Origin of the sequence: Clostridium culturomicium, from assembly GCF_000821305.1 — a bacterium.
Taxonomy (GTDB): domain Bacteria; phylum Bacillota; class Clostridia; order Clostridiales; family Clostridiaceae; genus Clostridium_J; species Clostridium_J culturomicium.
The window spans coordinates 679,501-701,736 of the sequence record NZ_CCXK01000017.1 but is presented as its reverse complement, the minus strand read 5'-3'; the positions used below and the strand labels follow the sequence as shown (position 1 = coordinate 701,736).

General features: G+C 30.8%; 16 protein-coding genes and 2 pseudogenes. 2 read left to right on the top strand and 16 right to left on the bottom strand.

Translation table 11 applies throughout. From position 1 onward, the window contains the following. Positions 1–109 precede the first annotated feature (109 nt). From BN1075_RS15640 to BN1075_RS15620, 5 genes are all read right to left on the bottom strand, one after another. The gene (locus tag BN1075_RS15640) at positions 110–451 is read right to left on the bottom strand and encodes a hypothetical protein (protein ID WP_040191082.1); all 342 of its coding nucleotides are present in this window, start codon (positions 449–451) and stop codon (positions 110–112) included. A gap of 222 nt (positions 452–673) precedes the next feature. After that, the gene (locus tag BN1075_RS15635; protein WP_040194166.1) at positions 674–1,192 is read right to left on the bottom strand and encodes a ClbS/DfsB family four-helix bundle protein; all 519 of its coding nucleotides are present in this window, start codon (positions 1,190–1,192) and stop codon (positions 674–676) included. Between the two features lie 162 nt (positions 1,193–1,354). Further along, positions 1,355–2,176, bottom strand: a complete 822-nt coding sequence (locus BN1075_RS15630) for an MBL fold metallo-hydrolase (protein WP_040194165.1) — start codon at positions 2,174–2,176, stop codon at positions 1,355–1,357. A gap of 47 nt (positions 2,177–2,223) precedes the next feature. Further along, positions 2,224–2,700: a hypothetical protein gene (locus BN1075_RS15625; RefSeq protein WP_040194164.1), complete on the bottom strand. Its 477-nt coding sequence runs from the start codon at positions 2,698–2,700 to the stop codon at positions 2,224–2,226. A gap of 504 nt (positions 2,701–3,204) precedes the next feature. Further along, complete coding sequence (locus tag BN1075_RS15620; protein ID WP_040194163.1) at positions 3,205–3,606, bottom strand: MerR family transcriptional regulator; 402 nt, start codon at positions 3,604–3,606, stop codon at positions 3,205–3,207. Between the two features lie 102 nt (positions 3,607–3,708). Here BN1075_RS15620 and BN1075_RS15615 point away from each other — a divergent pair. After that, positions 3,709–4,554, top strand: a pseudogene (locus BN1075_RS15615) (aldo/keto reductase). A gap of 73 nt (positions 4,555–4,627) precedes the next feature. Here the strand turns inward: BN1075_RS15615 and BN1075_RS15610 are convergent. Continuing rightward, positions 4,628–5,485 (bottom strand): AraC family transcriptional regulator, encoded by an 858-nt coding sequence (locus BN1075_RS15610; RefSeq protein WP_040194162.1) that lies wholly within the window; start codon positions 5,483–5,485, stop codon positions 4,628–4,630. Between the two features lie 402 nt (positions 5,486–5,887). On the opposite strand from BN1075_RS15610, the gene BN1075_RS15605 reads away from it, so the two are divergent. Continuing rightward, positions 5,888–6,868: a lipoate--protein ligase gene (locus tag BN1075_RS15605; protein WP_040194161.1), complete on the top strand. Its 981-nt coding sequence runs from the start codon at positions 5,888–5,890 to the stop codon at positions 6,866–6,868. 140 nt (positions 6,869–7,008) lie between these two features. On the opposite strand, the gene lpdA is transcribed toward BN1075_RS15605, so the two are convergent. The 10 genes and pseudogenes from lpdA to BN1075_RS15555 all read right to left on the bottom strand — a co-directional run bounded on the left by lpdA (position 7,009) and on the right by BN1075_RS15555 (position 21,915). Further along, on the bottom strand, positions 7,009–8,400 hold the full coding sequence (gene lpdA / locus BN1075_RS15600) for a dihydrolipoyl dehydrogenase (protein WP_040194159.1): 1,392 nt from the start codon (positions 8,398–8,400) through the stop codon (positions 7,009–7,011). A gap of 170 nt (positions 8,401–8,570) precedes the next feature. Next, entirely contained in the window at positions 8,571–10,028 is a 1,458-nt protein-coding gene (gene gcvPB, locus BN1075_RS15595; protein WP_040194158.1) for an aminomethyl-transferring glycine dehydrogenase subunit GcvPB, read from the bottom strand. After that, the gene (gcvPA, locus tag BN1075_RS15590) at positions 10,025–11,371 is read right to left on the bottom strand and encodes an aminomethyl-transferring glycine dehydrogenase subunit GcvPA (RefSeq protein WP_040194156.1); all 1,347 of its coding nucleotides are present in this window, start codon (positions 11,369–11,371) and stop codon (positions 10,025–10,027) included. Before gcvPA ends, gcvPB begins: the two co-directional genes overlap by 4 nt. Before the next feature lies 1 nt (position 11,372). Further along, entirely contained in the window at positions 11,373–11,765 is a 393-nt protein-coding gene (gcvH, locus tag BN1075_RS15585; RefSeq protein ID WP_040194155.1) for a glycine cleavage system protein GcvH, read from the bottom strand. A gap of 64 nt (positions 11,766–11,829) precedes the next feature. Further along, positions 11,830–12,936, bottom strand: coding sequence for a glycine cleavage system aminomethyltransferase GcvT (gcvT, locus tag BN1075_RS15580; protein ID WP_040194153.1), 1,107 nt, complete (start codon positions 12,934–12,936; stop codon positions 11,830–11,832). Between the two features lie 513 nt (positions 12,937–13,449). Then, positions 13,450–14,526 carry a DUF2804 family protein gene (locus BN1075_RS15575; RefSeq protein ID WP_040194152.1) on the bottom strand — a complete coding sequence of 359 codons (1,077 nt, stop codon included), beginning with the start codon at positions 14,524–14,526 and terminating at the stop codon, positions 13,450–13,452. 204 nt (positions 14,527–14,730) lie between these two features. Next, the gene (locus BN1075_RS15570) at positions 14,731–16,182 is read right to left on the bottom strand and encodes a leucyl aminopeptidase (protein WP_040194151.1); all 1,452 of its coding nucleotides are present in this window, start codon (positions 16,180–16,182) and stop codon (positions 14,731–14,733) included. 123 nt (positions 16,183–16,305) lie between these two features. Next, on the bottom strand, positions 16,306–16,800 hold the full coding sequence (locus BN1075_RS15565; protein WP_040194150.1) for a pyridoxamine 5'-phosphate oxidase family protein: 495 nt from the start codon (positions 16,798–16,800) through the stop codon (positions 16,306–16,308). A 259-nt stretch (positions 16,801–17,059) separates the two neighbouring features. Further along, positions 17,060–20,439: pseudogene (locus BN1075_RS15560) on the bottom strand (AAA family ATPase). A 696-nt stretch (positions 20,440–21,135) separates the two neighbouring features. Then, a complete protein-coding gene (locus tag BN1075_RS15555; protein WP_040194148.1) occupies positions 21,136–21,915 on the bottom strand; it encodes a ZIP family metal transporter in 780 nt (259 codons plus the stop codon). Positions 21,916–22,236 lie beyond the last annotated feature (321 nt).

The window sequence follows — 22,236 nt, the reverse complement described above, 5'->3', positions numbered from 1 at the left end:
TTAACTTTTAAAATTTAAATTTCATTTACTTTGCAATATATTTGAATTGTGTACAAAAAAAATACCGTAGATTCATTTTGAATAATACGGTATTTTTGCAATTTAATCTCTAATTTATTTTAGTAAAATCTAATTCTACTTCTCCATCTGTTATTACTATAATAGTATTCTTGTTTGTTATTGTACCAGCGTTACATTTTCTATTACAGTTTATATTTTTATAAACTATATTAGCATTTTCATCCAATACAATAATTGCTGAATCACTATTTTTATTAACAAATTTGTATTGCAAATTATATTCACCTTTATAATTTTTATCCAAATTATAAATTCCTTCCTTATAAACTTTATTAATAGGTTCAATAGGAGTATTTGCATATACATTATTTGTAGTAAAAATAATAACAGCTATTATTAATGCTGCTATATAAATCGCTTTCTTTCTCATGTTATTCACCTCATAAATATTATTTACTACATTTAATATTTAAATACGGTATTATTAACTTTTCAAAAGTCATTTAGTTCACAATATGATACTATTATGAACCAACTATAACATGCATTGTAGAGGACGTGCTGTTCAATTTTCAAAGATTTGTTTCTGTTATTTAGTTCGTAACATAATCAAATTGTTCTATGAAAGTTGATTCACCATACTAATTGGAATTTATAAGCTTTGATTTAGCTTTTTCCATTTCCTTATTTTACTTCTGAACGATTTAAATGGAGCAACAGTATTAATGTGAATCCATTTCCAAATTGGCCAATTAGCAGGTGTTGAAGAGGCCCACTTTCTGCCTCCAGACTTAAAAAGTTCAGTACTAGTATAACTTTCCGTCAATTTTATAATCTTCTGTTCTGCTTCTTCAAACATACTGCATAGTTCCTGCAAGCTGTAATTCTCGTATTGCTTATAAAAGCTCTCATATAACCCACCGAGATTATTCCATTTATAATCAGCACTTGGGGTTATAACTCTAATTCCTTGTTGTTCCTGCTTCTCCCAATCAATAATGAGGTTAAGCCACCCTAATTGATAAGCTATCATTTGTGCAGGGGTTCTATCCACTCCGTCAATCAGTTTGTCTTTGTCTGTTTCTTGAATCTCAGAAAACTCATTAATAAATAGCTTTGCTCGGTTTGAGATTTCATCAATCAATTCTTCTTTGCTTTTATATTCTTGCATATTATACTTCCTTTCAAATCATAGAATAAAATTCTACATTCTTTGCTAATTTGGAATTTATTGATTTGTAAATATACTAAAAATATATAACTCAATTCGCTACTATATCTTTCATTAGTTAAATTCACCTCTTTTTAGCATTTATACTCTATATGTTTGAACTTAAATTTCAATTTCACTACCAGTAGATAAGTAAGCAAGCCTTTCAGAAAGAACTTCTTTCATCTTATAAAAGGCTTTTTTTCCTGTGCAATGACAAGTATCGTAATAGGTAGAATTATCCTTTAGCCTTTCTGCAATTTCTTGTATCAAAGTATTGCTTTCTACTTTTCTTGATACTGGATTATACAAATGAAAACCTGCCACAATATAAGATATCTTATTATTTACTATCTGCTCGGCCTTGTTTTTGATGTTTATTATTCCTGTATGTGAACATCCAGCAACAAGAATTTGCTTTCCCTTTTCAGAAATAATTAAACTTTGTTCATGTGAAAAATCATCAACTAATATATTTTTTCCCATTTTTGCAAATAACGCATTATTGGATGTAGAATAACATTCTTTTGTTTCAACATTTGAAAATAGAGTTAGACCATGATCAACCACCATGGTATCTCCAGTTAAAACTACTTGAGGATGATATTTTAAGGAACTATCGAGTCCCACATCAATATTAAATCCAAGAAGTTTTATGTAGTGTTTATCAAAAGCATTATCTCTAATATAGACCTTTGCAGAATGGTTATTTTCTAAAAAGATCTTTAAAGCCACTCCATGATCTACATGTCCATGAGATATTATCACAATATCAATCTCTGAAATGTTAACTCCCATTTTCTCTGCATTTTCAAGAAATAATCCATTTTTGCCTAAATCAAATAGTATTTTATGACTATCTGTCTCTATATAAAAGCACATACCATGCTTATGTTTATAATCAGAGGAAACAGATGTGTTTTCAACTAATGTTTTTAATATCATATAATATTAAATATCCTTTCAAATTTTTATTTGGTCAGTTCAGATGATTATTTGTTCTTTAACTTAATTGGGATGAATGTTTCCATCTGAGCCCATCCCTGAACCTTAATAACCTCAGCTGGGGTGATAATATGTCCCATTGCATAATGATTTGGACGTATATCAAGTTCAAAATCCTCTGATTGCTCAATATACTTTAATGCTTCCCCATACAATCTTCCATTTGCCTCTTCATCACCATCTTTATAAGCATAGGTCAAATAATAGCCCCCATGAAATTCAACAACTTCATATCCGCCATTATCCATATCCTCACTTAATGCCCACCACCATACCATGCCTTGTTTTTCCTCATCATAAAACATAAAATCACGAGGTAAAAAACTATCCCTTGGCGATGGTACAATAGCTGAAAAATACCTATCAAATTTCCCCAAAACACCCGTAGAAGAAAAATCAAAGTTTTTATCTACTCCAGATGATACCGCTTTAAAGGCTGGTAGCTCTATTACTCTAAATTCCATTGCAAACACTCCCCCAATATATATGGTGTACTTACTTGTACACTTACTTAATCCATTGAATTATATCCTTCAGGTTTCATTTCCACTTGTCCATATATTCCCTCTCAAATCTATTTGACAAATTGGAACTTATCTAGTTTGTAGTTGGTTTAGAAAAAATACTAAATAAACATTAATACTTATTAGTTGATTTGATAAACCCCTAACTCCCATACCAACATTTTAATGCTATTATAACATATTTTTACATAATAATACATTTACTTTTACTGAACTACCTTACTAATTAATGTGCAATGCCATTAAATTAAAAAATAAAAATACCCTACCTTCTATTTTAAGTAGTAGAGTATTTACACAAGTACAGTTTTTTCGTTTATATTCTTTATATTAGAATTCTATGTTAAGGCTGATATTATCTTCAAATACTTAGTTATAATAAGTATATTTTCAAAATCAAAAATTTAATGGTTCAGACTAGCATCACTATCACAGAAGGTATAATTAAAGATTTTCTACATCAATTAAATTACTTATATATTCTATCTTACCAACCAGCACATCATCGTAGAAAGCTTGTTTATTGTCGATATAATTAAGACACTCATTAAGTTCATTCATTTTATTTAATAAAGAGTCTTTTAATTTATCAAGCATCTCCTTTCTTTGAGGAATTGTAGAAGAACCTTCTATACAATAATTCATATACAATTTGATATCCTTAATACTCATGCCGCACTTTCTTAGGCATTGCAAGCCTTTTAACCACGCAATATTCCTTTCATCAAAGATTCTATAGTTATTTTTATCTCTTTTCACATTTGGCACTAAACCTTCTTTACAATAAAATTTTAATGTTTCGTAAGATATTCCAACTTGTTCACAAGCTTCTTTTGTTGTATACATAAAAATTCCCCCTAAATTAATAAAAACTCTTGCTCGGTAGCTACTACCTACTGGTAGCATTATTATAGGCCATAAAATATTAAAAATAAAGGAGAAATTAAAATGGAATATGTAACTTTAAATAATGGTATAAAGATGCCTAAAGTTGGATTTGGAGTTTTTCAAATAACAGATAAAGAAGAATGTACTAAGGTTGTGCTGGATGCTATTGATGCTGGATATCGCTTAATTGATACAGCGCAAACCTATGGAAATGAGGATGCTGTGGGAGAAGCTATTCTTAAATCACCAGTGCCTAGAAAAGAATTATTTATTACTACTAAGGTATGGATTAGTAATGCTGGATATGAAAAAGCAAAGAAGTCTATTGAAGAATCTCTAAAGAAAATGAAGTTAGATTATTTGGATTTAGTTCTAATCCATCAGCCAGTAAATGATTACTATGGGACTTACAGAGCTATGGAGGATTTACATAAGGAAGGTAAAATTAAATCAATAGGAGTATCAAACTTCTATCCAGACCGTTTAGTCGACCTGGCTTTATTTAATGAAGTTACACCTGCTGTAAACCAAATTGAAATTAATCCATTCCACCAACAATTAATAGCAGCGGAAGTTAACAACAAGTATGGGGTACAGCTACAAGGATGGGCTCCTTTTGCTGAAGGTAAAAATGGAATGTTTGATAATCTTACTTAAAAAACAATTGGAGACAAGTATGGTAAATCAGTTGCCCAAGTTATTTTAAGGTGGTTACTTCAAAGAGGAATTGTTCCACTAGCAAAGACAGTAAGTAAAGAAAGAATGAAACAAAACATAGATATTTTCAACTTTGAATTAAGTGAAGATGACATGAATAAAATCTCCGATCTAGATAAAAGAGAAAGCTCTTTTTTTAACCATCAAGAGGCATCCTCTATAGAGATGTTAGCTAGTCTTAGTAGATAAGATGTAATATAAATGAAGGTACTGAAAACCTAAACTTTTTCAGTACCTTCATTTTTCACATCTTAATTAAGTCCTATTTTTTATTTACTGGAATCCAAATTTCGCTATAATAATTTTCATCTGTAATCCCCTTTTCATAGTCACTTGGATCACTATACATTTCTATATTGTATCCTGCAGCAATCTCATAATCTCTACAGTTTGGTAACCACTCTGAAAATATTTTCTTATTAGTTTCTTGAATTGATGCTGGGCCTGATCCATGACAAGGAAACACAGCCCAAGTAAACTTAGGAATGGTTTTAACTATATATCCTTCCATCCCTTCTTTTTCCTTAGAATAATCCTCTGCAATAAGGTACTCAAATTCATTGCCACCCATTTCCTCATCAATGTTAATGCCATACATTCCGCATATATCCTTTAATCTTCCTTGTGATATATGCTCATTCCAGAATGAAGGTACCTCTATAAATGCTGACTCATACTTAAACTTCTTAGCGGCTCCTATAACCTTAAATGCATCCTTCTCAACTATTTTGTAATCCATAATATATCCACCTTCCAACGAAAATTTGATTTTAAGGGCAACAAAGGACTTTATCATTGCACCCTCTTTACGAACCGCAGTTGGTGTAACTCCATGAAATCTTGTAAAAGCTTTAGTGAAGCTGTCTGGAGAATCATATCCATACTTTATTGCAATGTCTATTATTTTTCCATCAGTAGATAAAACCTCACTGCCGGCAAGTGCAAGTCTTCTTCCCTTAATGTACTCACTTAATGAATAGCCACATAACATTCCAAATCCCTTTTGAAAATAAAAAGGTGAAATATTTACCCTATCTGCAATTTCCTTCACGGATAAATCCTTAGTAATATTCTCTTCAATATAAGAAATAGCTTCTCTAATACTTTCAATCCATTCCATAATTTTTATCTCCCCTGCAATTCGTTAATCTAATCTTACCATCCTGAAAGATTCATCTCCCGACTTTTTAAGCTTACTTTTGTCCTATAATTATTATACTTTATAAAAATAAGATAGGAATTAAAATCCTATCTATTATAAAATTATTTCTTGCTAATTTCTTCTATACTTAACGTAACCTCCTCTATATATTTTACCTTATTTTATATTTAATCACATAAAATCCTTGATAGTACATATATATTATTGTGCACTCATCACCTTATAATAAGGTTTATGTAATGAGCTAAAATCCATATTCTATGATTTCTAAACCTACTTAAATCAATATGTTATTAGAATATTATTAAAAGAAAGGCAGGTGGAAATCTTGAGTTGTGATTTTTCACAACCAAGTACACTATGATTTGTATAAATAACTCCAACACAGACCCATATTTTAATCTAGCATCTGAAGAGTATATGCTTGAAAATTTTACTGAGGATTGTTTTATGCTATGGATAAATAAACCAGCATTAATAGTAGGGCGAAATCAAAATACTTTATCTGAAATAAATATAGACTATGCTAAAAAAGAAAATCTATGTGTTGTAAGAAGACTATCAGGTGGAGGGGCTACATTTCACGACTTAGGTAATTTGAACTTCACCTTTATAGCTAATAATCAGCTTTCAGACTTCACTAATTTCAAAAAATTTGCTCAGCCAATTATAGATGTTCTTCAAAATCTTTCTGTTAATGCAGAGTTTTCTGGGAGAAATGATTTAACTATCGAAGGTAAAAAGTTTTCTGGAAATGCTCAGTGTAAGTATAAAAACAAAATTTTACATCATGGTTCTCTCCTTTTTTCCTGTGATCTGCAGCATCTAAATAATGCATTAAATGTAGATCCTGCTAAATTCCAAGATAAAAGTGTAAAATCTGTTTCCAGCAGAGTAACAAATATAAGCGATTATTTAAAAAGCCCTTTATATATTTCTGATTTTAGCGAAATAATAATGCAGCATATTTTAGAAACAAACACAGAATGTAAGCTCTATAAATTTAATGCTTATGATATAAAGAAAATTAATGAACTGGCACAAAATAAATACTCAACTTGGGAATGGAATTTTGGAAAATCACCTAAGTATAATTTAAAGAAGAAGAAAAAATACAAATTTGGCCTTGTTGAATTTAATTTAGATGTTAAAAATGGAGTTATAAATAATGCTAAATTCTTTGGAGATTTTTTTAGTAAATATGATATTAGCCATATAGAAACTGCTTTGATTGGAGTAAATCATACACCTGAAGATATTCGTAAAGTCCTTTCTTCATTTAATATAAATGATTATTTTTCAAATATATCCATCGATGACTTGCTAGAAGGATTATTTTAATATATGAGCAAAATTAAGTAACCTTAATTAATTGAATGTATTTTTGTAAAATAAAAATCAACAAAAAATATAAAGATAAACGTGTTTCCTTAAACTAGTTTATCTTTATATTTATCTTTATTTTATATTTATCTTTATATTTATCTTTTTGCTGGCACCATATGAATAGCTTCTCCATTAAGTCCAAGAACAGCTTCATAAAATGCTTCTGACAATGTTGGATGAGCATGAACAGTACTTGCTATATCCCTTGCATTTAGTTTTTTACTTATGGCTAATGTTCCTTCATGAATTAAGTCTGATGCATGAGGTCCCATAATATGAACCCCTATAATTATCTTCTCTTCTTTTGTTGCTATAACCTTCACAAAACCATCTGGTTCCCCTAAAGCTAAAGCCTTTCCATTAGCACCAAACATAAACTTACTTACTTCATAATCTAACCCTTTTTCTTTTGCCTGTTGTTCTGTTAAACCTACATATGCTATTTCTGGACTCGCAAAAATACAATCAGGTACAACTGCATTATCTGGAGCCTGTAAAACACCCATTATTCTTTCAACAGCTTTAATCCCTTCATTAGAGGCTGCATGTGCAAGCATCATTCCTCCGATAACATCACCTATGGCATATATGCCTTTTACATTAGTTTCATAATACTCATCTACCTTAATTCCCTTTTCATCATATTCAATTCCTAATCTTTCTAAATCTATCCCTCCAAAACATGGTACCCTACCAGAAGCAACTAAAACTACATCAGCTTCTGTTTCAACTTCACCTTTTGGAGATTGTCCTTTAACCAATAGCCCATTATCTGTTTTACAAATTTCTGAAGCTCGTAAGTTATTAACTTTCACACCTTGCTTTTTTATATAAGCTGTAAACCTCTTAGATATATCACTATCTGTTCTCTTTAATAATCTTGATGAAAATATTGTAACTTCAGAACCTAAATTTTTAAAAATATTAGCAAATTCTATACCTATAACTCCACTTCCAATTACCACAAGTCTTTTCGGAATTTCTTTGAATTCCAATAATTCATCAGTGCCAATAACCCCTGGAAGATTAATTCCTGAAATAGGTGGCATAGATATTTCGGAGCCAGTGGCTATAATAAGGTTCTTAGTTGTTATTTCTTTTTCTCCACCTTCTTGAAGTTTTACTCTAACAGTGTTTTTATCCTCTATGACTGCTTCTCCCCTTAATACATCTACCCCATTAGCTTGTAAGAGAGTTGAGACTCCTCCAACTAACTTATCTATTACTTCACCTTTTCTTTGTTGAATTTTTTCAACATCAATACTGTAATCACTTACTTTTACTCCAAAATCCTCTATATGATTTAAAGTATGAAGTATCTCAGCGTTTTTACATAATACTTTAGTAGGTATGCACCCTCTATTAAGGCATGTCCCACCTAAATCTCTTTTTTCGATTACACTTACCTTTGCACCTAATTGTGCTGCACGGATAGCGGCTACATATCCACCAGGTCCTCCTCCAATTACGATAATATCCTTATCCATAATAGTACCCTCCCTTTTTAATTTCCTTTAAAAACAATCACTCATTTTCTTTTACCTTTGCTTAACTAGTCAACTATGGATTTATTGCCGAAAAGTTTTAAAAACTCTCCGGCAATATTTTAGTTTATTTAATATTTATTATTTATTATTTATTAGATATTTACTTAATTTTATTCTTTTTCCCATTTAACCACAGCTTCTTTTGCTGCTTTAACCTCGTCAAGTCTTCTTGAAGGTGCATTTTGAGGTGCTGCTTTTAAAATTTCTGGATTTTCTTTTGCCTCATGAGCAATTGTAATCATTGCATTAACAAATTCATCTAAGGTTTCCACACTTTCTGTTTCCGTTGGTTCAATCATAAGTGCTTCATGAACAATTAGCGGGAAATAAACTGTTGGTGGATGATACCCTAAATCAATTAATCTCTTAGCTACATCTAAGGTAGAAATATCACTTGGACAATCTTTTAATCCAGCTAAGACAAATTCATGCATGCACACTGTGTCCATTGGTAAATTATAATCATGTTTCAATTTATTCATAATATAATTAGCATTTAAAACAGCCATTTCACTTGCTTTCTTTAATCCGTCAGCACCCATTGTAAGAATATAAGAGAATGCTCTTACCATAACGCCAAAGTTACCATAAAAATTCTTAACTTTGCCTATTGATAAAGGAATATCATAATTAAGCTTATATTTATCATTTTCTTTTTCTACTATTGGTACTGGCAAGAATGGAAGTAAATCCTTTTTAACTCCTATTGGACCACTTCCTGGACCACCTCCACCATGAGGCGTAGAAAATGTTTTGTGCAAGTTAAGATGTGCTACGTCAAAGCCCATATCTCCAGGCCTTGCTATACCCATAATTGCATTACAATTGGCACCATCATAATAAAGAAGTCCTCCAGCTTCATGAACTAAATCTGCTATTAATTTTATATTTGTATCAAATAGTCCAAGAGTATTTGGATTAGTAAGCATAAGACCTGCTACTTCATCATTTAATACCTCTCTTAAACTTTCAATATCAACTAAACCATTAGAATCAGATTTAATTTCTACAACTTCATAACCAGCTACTGCTGCACTAGCTGGATTTGTACCATGGGCAGAATCTGGAACAATGATTTTTGTTCTTTTAAAGTCTCCTCTATTATTATGATAGGCCTTAATAACCATTAAAGCTGTAAGTTCGCCATGAGCTCCTGCTGCTGGATGCAAACATACTTTTTCCATACCTAAGATTTCAGATAACATAATATCTAAATCATACATAAGTTTTAAAGAACCTTGAACTGTTTCTTCCGCCTGATAGGGATGAACATTTGAGAACCCATCTAACCTTGCCATATTTTCATTAATTTTTGGGTTGTATTTCATAGTGCATGATCCTAAAGGATAAAATCCTAAATCTACACCATAGTTCTTTTTTGATAAAGCAACAAAATGTCTTACAACATCTACTTCACTAACCTCTGGTAATTCTAATTCTCTATCAGTTAAATAATCTCTTGGTATAATATCTTCAAGATTTAATTCTGGCACATCACACTTAGGTAAAGAATAGGCTACTCTTCCTGGTTTTGAGATATCAAAAATTGTCTTGTTATAATCTCTCATTTTAGTCCCTCCAATACTTCTGATAATTTATCAATTTCTTGTTTTGTCCTCTTTTCAGTCACACAATACAAGGCTTTATTATCCCATTGGAGGAAATCTTTACTTAAATCATATCCGCCTAATATACCGTTTTTCATTAATTCTTTGTTTATTACCTTATTATCTATATCACTTTCAATTACAAATTCTTTGAAAAAAGGCTTATTGAATGCAGGTTTATATTTACCAGATTTAGTGATTTCATTGAAAGCATAATGAGCTTTCTGAGTACTTTGAAGCGCTACCTCTCTTATTCCCTGCTTTCCTAAAGTGGAAAGATAAATAGCTGCTGCTAAAGCATTCAATGATTTATCAGAACATATATTGGATGTAGCCTTTTCTCTTCTAATATGCTGTTCTCTTGCCTGTAATGTAAGAACATATCCTACTTTACCGTCTACATCTACAGTTTTACCAACTATTCTTCCTGGCAATTTACGCATTATATTTCTCTTAGCAGCCATAAATCCTAAATAAGGTCCACCAAAACTAAGACTGTTCCCTAATGATTGTCCTTCACCTACTACAACATCCGCACCAATTTCACCTGGAGCCTTTAAAATACCGAGAGAAATAGGATCTACACTTACTATTAACTTTGCTTTCTTTGTACTATGAGTAACTTTTTCGATTTCACTTAAATCCTCTATAATTCCAAAGAAATTAGGGTTCTGCACAATAACTGAAGCAGTATTATTATCTACTAATCTCTTTAATTCCTCTATATTAGTTACTCCATCCTCTTGGTCAATTTCAACTACCTCTATATCCTTAACCTTAGCATAGGTTTTCAATATCTTTATAGACTCAGGATGTACTGTTTTTGAAATAAGTATTTTTTTATTTTTAGTAATATTTACAGACATCATTCCCGCCTCTGTCAATGCAGTTGCGCCATCATACATTGAAGAATTAGCAACATCCATTCCTGTCAAATTACAAATTAATGTTTGATATTCAAATATAGCTTGTAATGTTCCTTGACTTATCTCAGGTTGATAAGGTGTATAAGCTGTATAAAACTCAGACCTTAAACGAAGATGATCTATTAAAGCTGGTACATAGTGATCATAAGCACCTGCTCCTAAAAAGCAAACTAAATCTTTTAAACTCTTATTCTCATTACTAAGTTCACTCATATACTTTGTAAGTTCATATTCAGATAAAGGCTCCCCTAAGTCCAACTTTCTATTTAAACGCAGTTCTTCAGGTATACATTCAAAAAGTTGTTCTGTGGATTCTAATCCCATATCTTGTAGCATTATTTTCTCATCACTTTTAGTGTTGGGTATATATGGAAACATATTATACCTCCTTACACAACTTCTCACATAATTTTTCGTAATCATCAGGTGATAATAATTCATCTACTTCATCTTTATTACTCATTTTTACTGCCACTATCCAATTTTCATATGGATCTTTATTTACTAACTCAGGATTATCTTCAAGGTCTGTGTTAACTTCTATAACTTCTCCTGATATAGGAATATACACATCAGATGCAGCTTTAACTGATTCTACAGCAGAAAGTATGTCATTAGCATCAAATTCATCGCCTTCTCCTGGTAAATCTATAAATACAATAGACCCTAAATGTGTTTGTGCATAATCTGTAATACCAATAAATGCCTTCTCCCCATCAACCTTTACCCATTCATGATTGTTAGTGTAAAGTAAATCCCTTGCTATTTTCATTCTAAACTCCTCCTTATTTTTACCTATAAATTAACATATATATAATTAAATACTACATCAACGATTATTTTTTATAATTTTTCTTATAAAATCTCTTGTTAATAATTTTTGCCTTTTTATGTTTATTTCTAATTGCAATTTCAAGCTCTCTACCCATATCTGCATATTCAATATCTATTAATGCCAATCCAATATTTTTCTTTAATGTAGGAGAATAATATCCTGTTGTTACAAAGCCTATCTTCTTTTCCTCTGCAAAAACTTCAAAGCCTTCTCTTGCTATTCCCCTGTCTATCATTTCAAAACCTCTAAGTACTCTCTTAAGGCCTTCTTCCTTTTGTTTTACTAGTGCATCCTTACCAATAAAGTCATCTGTGTCTAATTTAACAAAGAATGATAATCCAGCTTCTAATGGACTTATATCTTGTGAAATTTCATGACCATATAATGGTAATGAAGCCTCAAATCTAAGAGTATCCCTAGCACCAAGTCCTGCTGGTTTTAATCCGTCGTCTTTTCCAGCTTCTAAAAGCTTATCCCAAATAATTTTTATATCTTCATTATTTGTGTAGATTTCAAATCCATCTTCACCAGTATATCCAGTTCTAGAAACCAAACATTTAACCCCTGCAATATTAACTTCTCTATTCAAGTGGAAAAACTTTATTTCTTTTAAATCAAATTCTGTAAGCTTCTGAAGAATTTTTTCAGCATTAGGACCTTGGATTGCTATTTCTGATACTTCTGAAGAAATATTACTTAGTTCTACCTCATAATCTCCTTTGTTATCAAGCATCCACTGATAATCCTTTTCTACATTAGCAGCATTAATAACAAGATAAAAATGCTCATCTGAAAATTTATATATTAATAGGTCATCTACTACTCCTCCATCTGGGTAACACATCATACTGTAAAGAACTTGATTGTCCTCTAAAGTTCTTACATCATTAGTAACTAAATTTTGAACAAAGTCAAAGGCTTGTTTCCCAATAACATCTACTTCGCCCATATGCGAAACATCAAAGATACCAGCTGCATTTCTTACTGCTTCATGCTCTTCAATAATACCTTCATACTTAATAGGAAGTGCCCAACCACAAAACTCAACTATTTCTCCTTTGCATTCTAAATGACTATCATATAGAAATGTCTTCTTTAAATTTTCCATTAATCTCTCCCCCTTACTTTAAATTTATTAATCATTAAATGATATTGTATTTTTCATTAATAAATATCATTAATATTCATCATATTTTCTATGTTTATAAACTCCTTTTTTCTAATCACTTAATTATATGGCGATTAAATTATTTAATGTCTACTTTTTTAATTTTTGTTAAATTTATGACAATGTAAATTTTCATCTATTATCTATACTAGTTCAAAAACTCTTGAATGATTTCCAGAAACGTCCATATATCCTGTTGCTTCAAAATTAACCATATTACCAATGAAAGTATATCCTTATGAAAGTTAAGGTATAGAGAAAAATTAAACACTAGCTGAATTTATTAAAATCAACTAGTGTTTGTTTTTAAGTTGTATAAAATTATTTTCAGGTATCTTGATACTGAATTCACATAGCTACCTCAAAGCCTTCTGATACAGTATGCTTTACACTACGTGGCGCTAAAGTATCTCCAATATGTTATAAAAACATAAATAAATATATCTGTATCTCTTAGAAAAGAAGGGTTTTATCTTCGCCCATTGCAGGCATTCCATCTAGAATATATTTGTTGCCAGTCTCATCTCTTACATAGCCATTTAATAGGCCAAAGGCGATATAATAATCTATATTTACAATTACTGCATGCTTAATCATTCCATAAATATCTGATAACTTAAACTGCAGATTAACCATATCATGTTCATCCTTTATGGTCCATATAGTTCCTTCTTTAAAGTTTTTGCTTTCAATATTTTTTGTGAATTTAACAGGTGGAAGAATACTAATATCTTTTTGAAACCATATTAAATTTTCATTATAAGCTTCTGGGTCAATACTTTGATTATGAGTAAGATTTAATGCAAAATATTTACTTTCTCCATTAACCTCATTTCTTCCCATGGTTGTTATCCAATCATAATGTGTATGTCTTGGATAGTATCCTCTATGATCATCCGTTATTGCTACTGTATTTTTATCTGTAATCATTTCTTCACCATTAAAAATAAGCTTCCCTTCAGCCTTAAGAAAATCCTTTTGACTATACAATGGTCTGTTATCATCAAAGGGAATACTTACTATACTTGGCTTACTAATTCTCGAAAGCTGAAAATCATATTCAAGGGTTAGCCCCTCCTTATTTTTATGACTTCCACTTAAGCTACATCTTCCATTTCCCAAGTCATTAACATACTTTACAAAGCCATCCTTTGTGGTTGCCTCAATAATACTGTTTCTTAATAAATTGGGTGCAATAATAGTATCTTTGCTTTTAAGATTTGTATTAAAACAATAGGTCTTATTAGTCCTCTTATCATAAAATACATTTAGTATCTTGCCTAATACCCCCATATCACATACAGCTGAAAGGAGAATACCATTTTCAAAGAAAATCTCTGTTGCCTGCCAAAGTGTTAACTTAAACCTATTCATGGCCTGTGGAGCATGTGTAGGTTTCTTAGCCTTTAATAAATCCATTTTTTCAAACTCTTTATCAAAAGTGCCAAATACACACCTTCCATTTTTATCTACTAGATTTTGTGGAGTTGTAATGCTTCTTCTTTTTTCAGAAATAAACTTTCTATACACCTATAAACGTCCTCCTGAAATAATATACTTTAATACGATTGTACCATAATTTTCCTATAATATAATTATACAATACGCTTTTAATCTTTAGTATATTTCTACTGAAAAAGCATCTATGTATACCTAAATAAGTTTCTTTTGTACATAGAATAATAAAATAGGAGGAAAATAATTATTTTATTTTCCTCCTACTCACTATCTTATTTACTTAGAATGATTGCATACATGTTTTACAACAAGTTCGTATAAAGTTTTAACAGGTGCTCCTGTTCCCCCCTTAGGTGTACAATCATTTCCATTATCTGTCCAAGATGTTCCCGCAATGTCTAGATGTAACCATGGTTTATCTTGCACAAACTCTTCTATAAACATACCAGCTGTAATTGTTCCAGCATAACGTCCACCAGTATTTTTAAGTTCTGCAAAGTTACCCTTATATAGTTTCTTAAAGCACTTATCATTTGGAAGTCTCCAGAATTTCTCTCCACTTCTCTTTGCAGCTACTAATAACTCCTCATAAAAGGCATCGTCATTACTTACTACCCCTGTTATTTCATTACCAAGGGCTACGAGTACTGCTCCTGTAAGAGTTGCTACATCTACTACTTTTTCTACCTTCTCTTTTTCAATAATATAAGTAATAGCATCAACTAAGGTTAATCTACCCTCTGCATCTGTATTTAATACTTCTATAGTCTTACCTGCCATAGAGCCAATAATATCTCCTGGTTTATAGCTTCCACCTGAAATAGCATTTTCACAAGCTGCTACAACCGCTATGACATTCTTTTCTACTTTATTCTTTGCTAAGGCTTGCATTGTTCCAATAACAGCTGCTGCCCCACCCATGTCACTTTTCATAGTATCCATAGAAGTTGATGGTTTAAGAGAATAGCCACCTGTATCAAAAGTAAGCCCTTTACCTACTAGTCCAATTTTTTCATCGTTATCAGGATTACCCATATATCTCATAACTATTAATCTTGGTTTATGAATAGATCCCTTTGCTACCTCTAAAAATGCCTTCATGCCTAGTTCTTCTATTTGATTTTCATCAAAGACTTCTACTTCAAAGCCGCTTTCTTTTCCAGCTAACACTGCACGCTGTGCTAAAGTTTCTGGATAAAGTATGTTAGCAGGTTCATTTACAAGATCACGAGCTAAAATCACACCATCAATAACATTGCTAGCTTCTGCTATTTTTATTGCCATCTTCTCTGCCTTTTCCTTTGGTGCACCTAGTATAGCTACCTGTGGATTATAGTTTTCTTTTCCTTTATTATATTTGCTGAATTTGTAGCCAGCTAATTTCACACCTTCTACTATAGCTTTTGTAACGCCACCTGTACATAAGCCTTTAGCATCTATAAAGTTAATACCAAGGCTATTTACATTTAACTTTTCAGCTTGTTTCATAGCTTTAGCAACTGCATTTACAAAGTCTTCTCTTTCTAGCTCTTCATATTTACCTAAGCCTACATAAATCTCATAATTTAACTCATTAGTAGTTCTATAAAAAACTTGTCCACTCTTTCCTTCAAATACTTGTTTTGACTTCAATTGCTCTAAAACCTGATTATCTGTTTGTTGATCTTCATATACAAAAGTAACAGTACATTGTAAAGTATCAACATTTAACTCTTTTATCTCTATCATATTACGCTCTCCTTTATTACTTAATAATAATTATTAATAAGTATTATATCATACTTTCTAAAACTTTGAAATATTTCGCATATATTTTTTATTAATTGCCCTACAAATTGAAATTTAATTTCTTTATTTTTTCTTTTTTTCTCTCACTAACTTCATGGCTTCTTTTCCTGTCATATGTTCAATATCTAATTCAAACATACAAAGTATTTTGTACTCTCTTTCAATTTTTTTCAGGCGACCTTCTTCATCATTAGGTGTATATCTTACAGCTAACTTTTCAATTGCATTTCTTTTTTCATTTTCATTATCAATAACTCTTACTTTTCCAAAGGCAATTGCACTTCTAAAATAAGTTGTATATTCTTCTGGTACAACTTTATCTTCATCTATTACACAGAAAGATACTTTCTCATGTTTTAATATTGAATCTAGCATATGACCAGATTTAGCTCCATGAAAATATATTTTTGAATCGCAATAAATATAGCTAAGTGGTACTGCATAGGGATAATCCTCATCTCCTAATACTGCTAACACCCCTGATGTGCCCTTTTCAAATATTTTTATTGTTTCTTCCTCTGAAAGTAATTGTGCCTTTCTACGCATTCCTCTAAACATAATTTATCTCCTTCATAAATATTATATTATTTAATTAATTACTCCTTAATGTATCTTCTCTTAATGAATCTTTACTATAAAGCCTCTTCCGAAAAAATAACTAGCACATTTGTGCTATTATAAGTTAATTATAACATATTTTCACACCATCAACTTTTCTTTTTCAACGGACTACCTTTACCATTGAATAATTTAACTAAATCTAAATTATTCATAAAAATAAAAGGCCTATTTCTAAAATATGCCCTTCATAACAATGTTATTTAATACTGTTTTTTAATAAAAATTTATCTTGTGCAGTTATAATATCCTCTGCAGTTATTACATTTATATTCTCCTTGCTAAGATCCTCATCACATACTCTTATACTTTGAGCTCTTATCAAAGAATCCAGATACTGTTTTATCATAAGACCATTACTTAGAACTAAATTTGGATTTCCATACATGCCAATTATAGCTTTCTTTAAAGCTACTTCAGCTTCACGTTCTAATGAATAGGACTTTCTATTTAATGTGTTTATGGCTATGTCACAAAGTCCATTGTAATCATAATCCTCAAAATCAAACCAAGTTGGGAAGCGATAGTTGAAGTCCTCATTAGTTAATACTAATCTTCTCATCCCTTCCTTCTCCCCTGATAAAACAATAATAATTTTATTAGCATTTTTATCTATAAACTTAACTAACTCTGCAACTACTTTATTACACTGTTCCTCCTCTAACAACAAATGCATTTTATCAATAAATAGAACCTTACCAGCAAACTTACTAAGGATATCCTCCAGCTTCATTCCCCTATTTATCAATGCCATTAACTCGTATTTATCTAGTTCCACCGTACTCTTAGCCTTAACCATTCCCATGCTATAATACATTTCTGCTAATATATTAGCTACGGTCTTTTTACCTGTACCACTTTCCCCAGTGAATACTATATTCATATATTTATTTATATCATTACTAAAGCCTAACTTTCTTCTCTTTTCTCTAACCTTTTGAACCTTATATTGTTCTCGTAAAACTCCTTAGATTCTTCGCTTCCAACTAATACATTTAATCTTTTTTCTAAATCAAAATTATTGTCATAGTCAGCCACATTAATCTTTTCTACATCTTTAGATGTTATAAGGTTCATCTCATAAACGCTTATGTCTTCTTCAACAATTCTAATGCTTTGGTTTCTGATTAGCTTTTCTACATAGTTCCTAACCATTCTTCCATTGCCTGATTGTGCATCAGAATTTTTGTATATATCTACAAAGCTCTTCTTTAGGGCAGTGTACCCATTTTTAGATAACTTAAAGCCTTTTGCTTCTACTAGCCTTATTGACATTTCTAAAAGCTCATTAGGATTATAATCAGCAAAGTTAGTCCATAGTGGGAATCTTGATCTTAAACCTATATTAACATCAAAGAAATTCTCCATATCCTCTTCATACCCAGCTAGAATTACTATAACTTCTTTAGAATAATCTTCTATTAATTTAAGAAGGGTTTCTACAGCCTCAATTCCTAAAGAATCATTAGCCAAAGTATATGCTTCATCTATAAAGAGAATTCCACCTATAGCTTCCTTAAATTTCTCCTCTGTTTTCTTTGATGTTTCACCTGGAACATCTGATACAAAGCTAGATCTATCAGTTTCAACCAATTGTCCTATCTTTAAAAGCCCCATACTATTTAGCATTTCTGCTACTAATCTCGCTACACTTGTTTTTCCTGTTCCTGGATTGCCTGTAAATACCATATTTAGATTTTGCTCTATCTTTGTATTTACCCCCACAGATTTTCTTTTTTCTTGAGCAACTATAAGCTTATACTGACTTCTTAAAAGAGCCTTTACCTCATCTAATCCTACAATATCTTTTAGTTTCTCTTCTAAATCAAACTTAGCATTAACCTTAAAGTTAAAGTTATCTCTTTCTAATAAATCAATCTGTCTTTCACTATTAGTTAAATATTTTTTAGAAGCATCTAATATTGCATTTTCAACTATATTTCTTACAAATCTGGCATTACCTAAATCATTTTTTCCAGTAAGCTGATTCCTAGTAAACAAATCTATAAGTCCAGGCTTTACATTCTTTGCAATTCTATATCCCTTTGATTTAGCTATATTTACAGCGATTTCATACATCTCAACTGGATTATAGTCGTAGAAATGAATTACATTTGAAAATCTAGATTTTAAGCCCTGATTAAATGATAAGAAGTGTTCCATATCATTTTCATAGCCAGCTAAAATTACTATAAGATTATCCCTATTATCTTCAATACCCTTTAACAGTGCATCTACAATTTCTTTTCCAACTTTATCATCTTCACTTTCGCATAGAGAATAAGCCTCATCTATGAATAAAACTCCTCCTATGGCTGAATTTATGATATCAATGGTTCTTTTAGCTACATCATTAAGGTTCTCAGTAACAAAATCAGCCTTACTAACCTCCCTAAAGACACCTTTAGATAAAATACCTAGGGCATATAAATATTCAAAGGTTATCCTTGCAGCATTAGTCTTTCCAGTTCCAGCATTTCCAGCAAAAATCATGTTCATAGAAATTTGTGAAGTTTTAAGTCCAAGCCTCTGCCTTATGTGCTGAACCTTGTAGTTATTCTCTATATTAGTTATAAAGTCTTTTAACTCTTTCATTCCTGTAATAGAATTCAGCTTATATTTAACCTCATCTAGGGTAGGTATCAAATAATCACTAAGCTTAAATATATCACTATTAATTTTGCAATAAATCTCATTTTTATCAACGTAAACTAAAATCTGATTTTGTCCATCAACCATTTCAACCTCTATTATATTTACAAGAGGCTTATATACTTTATATGAAATATACTCGCTAACTCCAAAAGTAGAATTTTCTCTAAAACTTTCCTGAAGATATTTGCAAACACCAAAGTAATCCTGGCTTTTTTCCTCCTCATTAACACCTAGTATTATATTTATATTGAATTGGTTTTGAAGCTTATCTATAACCTTTATAAGATTTTTTCTAACTACTATGCTTCTTTCTTCTTCAGTTAATGGTTTTGTATGTAAAACCTCATCAGCATGAATACAATCTTCTTCTAATATGTTGTTACTATCATTGTTATAAACAAAAATAAAAAATTTATCATTACAAATGAATTCTTGAATCTTCTCACTATCAGTCTCTCTTGCTTCAATTAAAAACTTATTTTTAATTACATATTCCTGATTTAATCTAATGCAGCTATTAGGTTCAATAGTTTCTAAAACCTCTATTATTTTTTCACTTGCCTCTTCTAGATTTTTAAATATTATCACACCTGAAGAACCATTAAGCTTTTCATACAAGTCCGTTAAAAATGCATTAAATCCTAAGTTGAAATTGTATGAGGCAAGATTAATCTCCTCAACCTCTCCTCTTACTACTAAATCATTTTCTCTAAGCTTTGCAAATAAAGACCTAACACTGGCCTTTTTAAAGGTTCCTCGATGTCCTATCAAAAGCAATCTACCTCTTTGATCCGTTGAAATTTTTCTCTCAAAGTAGTTACAAATATTATGGATATATTCCTTCTGACCTATTAGCTCTTCATTTAACTTTCTTTCTATATTTAAAAATTTCTTATGAATTTCACTATTATTTATTTTAGTCATTTGTTTCCTCCTAGTGTAAAATACCCTTCTGTTATCCTATGAAAATATCTTTATTTCACATTATGATACAATTATTAGTCAATTCTGAGTCAATTATAACATGTTTTTTCAAATATCATACTATTCTATTTTCAAAGAACAAATCTTCTTAACTAGGTCTGAATTCCTATGAATTGCAAAATAAAAAATACCGCATATTCAGTTTTGAATAGTACGGCATTATCATTAACTATATAATAAAAATGGCTATGATCAAGTTATAGAAATCAACTTGATCATAGCCCTGTATTCTTTTATTTAAGCAACATCTTCTAAGCTAGAATAGTAAGTTCCTTATACTCCTTAGTAAACCTTCTTTTGCTATTCATTCAATAAATACATCCTTTTATCCATATTATAGGTAAACTCTATGTATCATGAAATTAGGCATACTCCACAGATTTACTTCAACCTTTTATTTATAAAGTCAACTTCATACTGATATTCACCGTATTTTTGTTTGTTGTCGGTAATGGTCCCCTCTATTAGGGAGATACGCAGAACGATTGAATTGGGATTATATTTATCGCCAAGGTGGCTGAAGTACCCTTATCTATTTTTAATCCATCCCCCACTCCAGGAATCATAACAAGATTCTTTTGACCATTTTAAAAGAGATCCACTCATAAATATTTTCTTATTTATAATTCTTTCTCCCTAAGATAGTGCTACATCTAGAATCATCATAATTACAAATCCTACAGCAAAAGCTAATGCACTAATATCTGAAGCATTATCTTCTGCGGCTTCAGGAATTAACTCTTCTACCACAACAAAAATCATTGCTCCTGCTGCAAAGGAAAGAAGATATGGCATTATAGGTGTAAAAGTACTAGAAAATGCTATTGTAATTGCTGCCCCTATAGGTTCCACTACTCCAGATAAAGCACCATAAAGGAAAGCCTTATTTTTACTTAACCCTTCACTCCTAAGGGGCATTGATATTATTGCACCTTCTGGGAAGTTTTGAATTGCTATACCTATAGATAGAGCAAAGGCAGCGGCAATAGTCATTGTGTTCCCTCCATTCATAATGGTTGCAAAAACAATTCCTACAGCCATTCCTTCTGGAATATTATGAAGTGCTACTGCAAATATAAGCTTTGTAGTTTTCTTCAAGTTAAATTTTTTTGTTCCTTCCGCTTTATCACTATCTACGTGAATATGTGGAATTACTTTGTCCAATGAAAATAAAAACAGAACTCCACCAATGACTCCAACTGCTGCTGGAACAAAAGACAATTTTCCCATATGGCCAGACATATCTATTGCTGGAATAATTAATGACCATATTGATGCCGCCATCATAACCCCTGATGCAAACCCAAGAAGTATTTTATTAACCACTTTGTTCATTTCTTTTTTCATTGTATAAACACATGCTGCACCTAATGTTGTACCTACAAGCGGTAATAAAATTCCTATTAAAATACTCATTTCCATTCCCCCTTTTATATAAAATAAACTTATTATTACTATATATAACTCATATATAGTAATATCTATTATTTATTTTCTCAACTATTAATTGTTAGTAAATAATAATACTTATTAATTACTATATTATATCTTTCTACTTCAATTATCAAGGATATATTGTATTATATCCCATATATTCACATAAGGTCCATGAATTTTGATAATCTATATTGAAAACTTCTTTTATTTTCCATTCCTATGGATATAATTTCATTACTACAAGTAAAAAACTTTACTATTCCCTATTTTATATAGTTAATGCAATTTTAAATAAGAGTT